At 43.8% G+C, this 4,984-nt stretch carries 3 protein-coding genes and 1 pseudogene; all 4 read right to left on the bottom strand.

Features of this window, described 5'->3' with window-relative positions; genetic code table 11:
* Positions 1-147: 147 nt before the first annotated feature.
* Positions 148-1,428, bottom strand: a complete 1,281-nt coding sequence (locus HQM15_07105; GenBank protein ID MBF0492531.1) for an ATP-binding protein — start codon at positions 1,426-1,428, stop codon at positions 148-150.
* A gap of 166 nt (positions 1,429-1,594) precedes the next feature.
* Positions 1,595-2,494: pseudogene (locus tag HQM15_07100) on the bottom strand (DEAD/DEAH box helicase).
* Positions 2,416-2,823 (bottom strand): hypothetical protein, encoded by a 408-nt coding sequence (locus HQM15_07095; GenBank protein MBF0492530.1) that lies wholly within the window; start codon positions 2,821-2,823, stop codon positions 2,416-2,418. Before HQM15_07095 ends, HQM15_07100 begins: the two are co-directional and overlap by 79 nt.
* 228 nt (positions 2,824-3,051) lie before the next feature.
* Positions 3,052-4,482 (bottom strand): hypothetical protein, encoded by a 1,431-nt coding sequence (locus HQM15_07090; GenBank protein ID MBF0492529.1) that lies wholly within the window; start codon positions 4,480-4,482, stop codon positions 3,052-3,054.
* Positions 4,483-4,984 lie beyond the last annotated feature (502 nt).

Raw genomic sequence — 4,984 nt, 5'->3', positions numbered from 1 at the left:
CTCAGCTTACGCGATTTTCAGCTTTGTCATCCCCGGATGCATCGGGGGATCTAGTTGACACCCACGGGATTCCTGCCGGAGTTTACCCCGGACTCCGATCCGGGGCAGGAATGACATAGTGTCTGATTGATAAGTATCTCGCATTAATTAATTGCCCCATTCCTCTTCCAAAAAATCTTTCCAGGCTACAATTCTGATTTTCCCCAGGCTATAACTTTTAGGTGCCTGACATACTAGTAGCAGTTGGGCTTCAGGAAACTTTTCTCCAAAATTTTTCAAACCTCTCAAATCTCCTCCTTGCAGTTCTGAATGGGATTTAATTTCAATGGCTCTGAGACTTCCTGGTTTTTCTTCGATTAAATCGATTTCTACTCCACTATGAGTGCGGTAAAAACCAACACGATGTTCTGTTCCTTTGTAATGATGTAAAGCCTTGAATTGTAGCAACAGAAAGTGTTCAAAATAATGACCAAACAAAGGGCTTTTCTCGGCTAATTGTCCTCCCAAATGTTGAGTAAGGGCGCTCACAATGCCTGTGTCAAAAAAATAAAATTTTCCGTGAGTCACCAATTCTTTTCGAGAAAGATGGTGGCCCCAGGAAGGCAGAAAGAATCCGAGGAGGGTCTGTTCTAAAATTTCATAATAATTTGCCACTGTTTTTCGAGGCACTTGTGCTTCGCTCGAAATGGTAGAAAAGTTCGTAAGTTCTCCATTGCAACGGGCCGCGGCTTCTAAAAAACGGTGGAAACTGTCCAATCTTCGCACGGCAGCTTCGGCCTGGATTTCTTCTTTTAAATAGCTGCTTACATAGGCACTGAGGTACTCTTTTTTTTCCTGGGGAGTTAAAGAGATAGAAAGAGGAAGCGAACCAAACTGCAGTTGGGAAAGAAGAGAAAAATCCTCCCCCAATTCAAGAGGAGTCAGGGGAAATAGTTTTCTTTCCCAAGCCCTGCCTGCCAATAAATTTGCCCCACTACGTTTCAGCTTTCGGGCACTGGATCCCGAAAGAATGAAGCGAACTTGTTTTGGGTGACTTTCGATGAAGGAGTGCACTTCATCCAAAAGAAGAGGAACTTTCTGAACTTCGTCTACATGCACCTGCAATGGGAAATGGGGATTCTTTTTAAGATGCTCTTCAACTTCCAAACGAAATTGATGGGGCTTGCTATGTAAGCGTAAATAATCTTCCGATTTAAGAAAATCATAGATTAAAAAAGGGAAGTTTTGAGTTTTTAGGTATTTTTGAATCAGGGTACTTTTGCCAGTCCCCCTGGCTCCGAAGAGGAAAAAGCTTTGATAAGGAGGGATGTCTTCTATTTTTAGTAATCTTGGGTACATGGTTGCCATTTTTGATTCAAAAACGGCAACTGTAAAGCCAAAATTATGATTTCTTCCATTTTGTCCCACGGGACTTCCGTTGGTCGTCATCCCGTTGAAGAACGGGATCTCCACGGATGCAATTGGATTTCCTCTCCCCGGGAGATGGGTATCTACACAAGTGTTCTGATATAGATCTGGACTTGATTTGGAAGCTCCCTCCCCCCAGGAGGGGGAGGGTTGGGAGAGGGGGCTTCATATCGCGTGAGTGATAAGTTCATTCTGCTTCCCCCAGCAGATATTGAAAATCCTCTTGCGACAGGCGGGAGCCTGAGCCGTTCATTTCTTCTTCTCTTTCCAGATTCAGGGCATCCGTTTGAACCCCGCCAAACAGGGCCTCAAAGCGGGAGCGTTTTCTCTCTTTTAGAATTTCAATTTTTTCTTCCACCGAATCTTTCATCAAATAGCGATAGATCTGCACCTTCTTGGTCTGGCCAATCCGGTGGGCGCGGTCGCTAGCCTGGTTTTCGACGGCAGGGTTCCACCAGGGTTCGATGTGAAACACATAGCTGGCCTTGGTGAGGTTCAAGCCCACGCCACCGGTTTTGAGCGTCATCAGCATGACGGTCCCGCCTTCAAACTGGTTGAAGGCCGCGAGTTGCGTTTCACGCTGAATGCGAGTGGTTCCCCCCTGAATGGCAAAGGCCGGCAGTTTGCGGGAGTTCAGCTCAAAAAGAATTCTTTCGTAGGTGGAAAGAAATTGGGTAAACACCAAGGCGCTTTCACCCGACTCGACGATTTCTTCCAACGAGTTCTCTTCTTTATCGGGCAGATCTTTCAAAATTTCAGATTTATTTCGACGCAGCAGCAGGGGTTTGGTTTTTTGTTTCAGGGCCTGAACGTGCTCGTAGGCAATGGAAGGCGGATTCACATAAATTTTTCTGAAGTCTTCGTAGTCTCCCAAGGCCCCGGGCACCACCAGATCCAGCAAAGAATAAAATTCTCCCAGATGATTTTCCAGGTGAGTTCCGGTGAGACACAGCTTGAAGCGGGCTGGCAGCTGACGGCAGCTGGAAGTGCGTTTGGCGGCGATGTTCTTCAGATTCTGGGCTTCGTCATAAAGGTGGATGTTCCACAAAAACTGCTGGAAAAATTCGATGTGCTCCATGAACAAGCCAGGACAGGGATGGAACAACGAATGGGAAAGGGTTTTGAATTCAGTTTTCGGTAAAGGGTAGTCAAAAAACCGTTTCCATTCACGGTCAGCCTGTCTTTTAAAATTCGGGCAGAGGCGTTTTTCGAATTGTAAGTAAATCCTTCCGCCTCATTGATCATGGCGATCAACTTTTTTTCAAAAGAATGGATACTCTCCGCAGCATGATAGAAAAGCAGCTGGCTTGTGCAGGCTTCCAGAAAAAGATTGTAATCCAGGCCCAGCCATTGCCCTTTTTTCTTGGATGAAGCTTGAAAAGAAATTTCTCCTTTTCCAAAATCCAGAATTTTCAAAAATTTTAGTAATTTTTGAAGTGGTACACAGCAGCACTCCCACCCAGTCGGGAGAGGCTTTGGAAATAGAAAAAAGATTGTTGAGATTCATGCGATTTTCCTGATTTTTTGCCGATTCGATTAAGGTCAAATGCAGGCGGAATGGGCTGCGTATACCCATTGCTCGCAAAAACACAAGGAGCTTTTGTGCGGTGTCTTTTAATTTTTTAATTACTGCCCGAGTAAAGTCTATTCAAACAAATCTTCCAAAAGTAGGACTTTAGAAAAATATCCGCTCTCTGCCAAATCTTTCGTCATTCCCATGGTCGTAATCAATACTTTCTCTATGCGTTTGGAGGTTTTTCCCAAAATAGCCACTTTGCGCTCAATTTCTGGGATTATTCCCTTTCCTACCAGGCCTTCCTGATATTTGATTTCACAGAGGGTGATGACAGGATCGTGTCGCACGAACATTAAATCTATTTGCACTCCCTCGCGAACGTTGTCTGCTTTTCTAAAGTAGGGGCCACTATTCTGAATTAAAGGTTCAATACCCAACGCCCTTGCAATAAAGGGAACATGTTTCAGACATAAGCGTTCGAAGGCAAGTGCAGCCCATGCCATATGAGTGCGAGACCGAAGCAGATCCAAGCCCCATTGTAAATGGGTGTTGTCACGAATTTTACGCAAGTTTGGATGAATGAATTTAAAAAAGAAAAAAAGGTATTCATCTTCTAAGCGGTAACGCAAAAGCTTGCTATCGTCTGATTTATCCCAGGGAATAATGCTTTTCACAAATCCGGCAGATTCCAGATTGTCCATATAATCTGAAACTCCTCCACCCCCCGAAATATCAAGATCTGCGACTAGTTCAGGAATTTTGAGATCCCTGTTTTTGGCAAGTGTCAGGATGATTTTTTTATAGATTTTTTCTTCCAGAAAAACATCTTTGAAGAGGCGATCGAATTCTTCCACAAAATAACCATCTTTACAGAAAGAAAGCTGGGCAATGCTTTGCGGGAGAGGCTTTGTTTTTGGAAAGCGTTGAAGATAGGCGGGAATACCTCCACAAGTCATATAGAGATTGCAAATTTCTCGAAGCGAAAAGGAGGTTCCAAAAAATTGTTGAACTTCAGGCACAGACAGGGGTTTCAAACAGATTTCCAAAGAAATACGACCGTAGAGGGCCGAAGCACGCAGCACTTTGTGAATCATAAAAGAAGCAATTGACCCGCACAATACCAGACTAAAATGAGCCTTGTCTTGCCAAAGATTATCCCAGGCCCATTTCAGGGCAGAAATCAATTCTTGCTGACGATTGGCCATGTAGGGAAGCTCATCCAGAAAAAGTGCAAGTCGATGTTGTTTTTTTGCCATGGCTTCATCGAGTATTTTGAAGAAGGCTATCCAATCGTTGCAATTAACCGAAGTGTAAAGGGGGTTGGCCGTGAGCTGCGAGAGCTGAGCGAGTAAAGCCCGAATTTGTTTCAACTTGGGTTCAGCTTCCAGCCCATCAAAACGCCACAAAGACTTGTCTGTATAAAATTCTGTAATCAGGCGTGTCTTTCCAACGCGTCGTCTTCCATACATCACCACCAAGCTGGCCGAAGGCTTCTCATACTCTTCTTTCAGAAGGGTCATTTCATGTTTTCTTCCAAAAAATTGTTTTTTAGTGTTCAAAAGAATCCTCCTATAGTTGGTGTTTATAGGCATTATAGGAGGATTAAGTAAATAAAAGAATCCTCCTATAACATGATTTTGTTTGTTCTCCACCCTCTCTCTCGACGGGCATAGGTATCTACACATCTTTTGGTATTGCCCCCTCTTAAGCTAAGAGGGGGTTGGGGGAGTTATGGAAAACCGTGCAAATTATAGTATTTTTGAGTTCAGCAAGATCTTCCATAACCCCTCCTAACCTCCCCTTAGCTTAAGGGGAGGAACAGCAGAGTCAATAAAATCCATAGTTTGCTGAGATGTGTAGATACCTATGCCCCCGGAGGGAGAGGGAGTTCGGACTCGAATATCGCGTAAGGTGAGTGCATCAGTAAAAAAACACAAAAGATGCATTTAATTACTGGGGGTAGTTTTTTTTGATAAGGCGAGAAGTTTCTTGATTTCTATTTTTTTCCCTTTGCCTTCTTCTTTTCTAAAGTCAATCGCTTCTTGTTTAAAAATATTATTT

This window comes from Deltaproteobacteria bacterium (assembly GCA_015233135.1).
Classification (GTDB): Bacteria; UBA10199; UBA10199; order JADFYH01; family JADFYH01; genus JADFYH01.
This window is presented reverse-complemented; position numbering and strand designations above follow the sequence as displayed.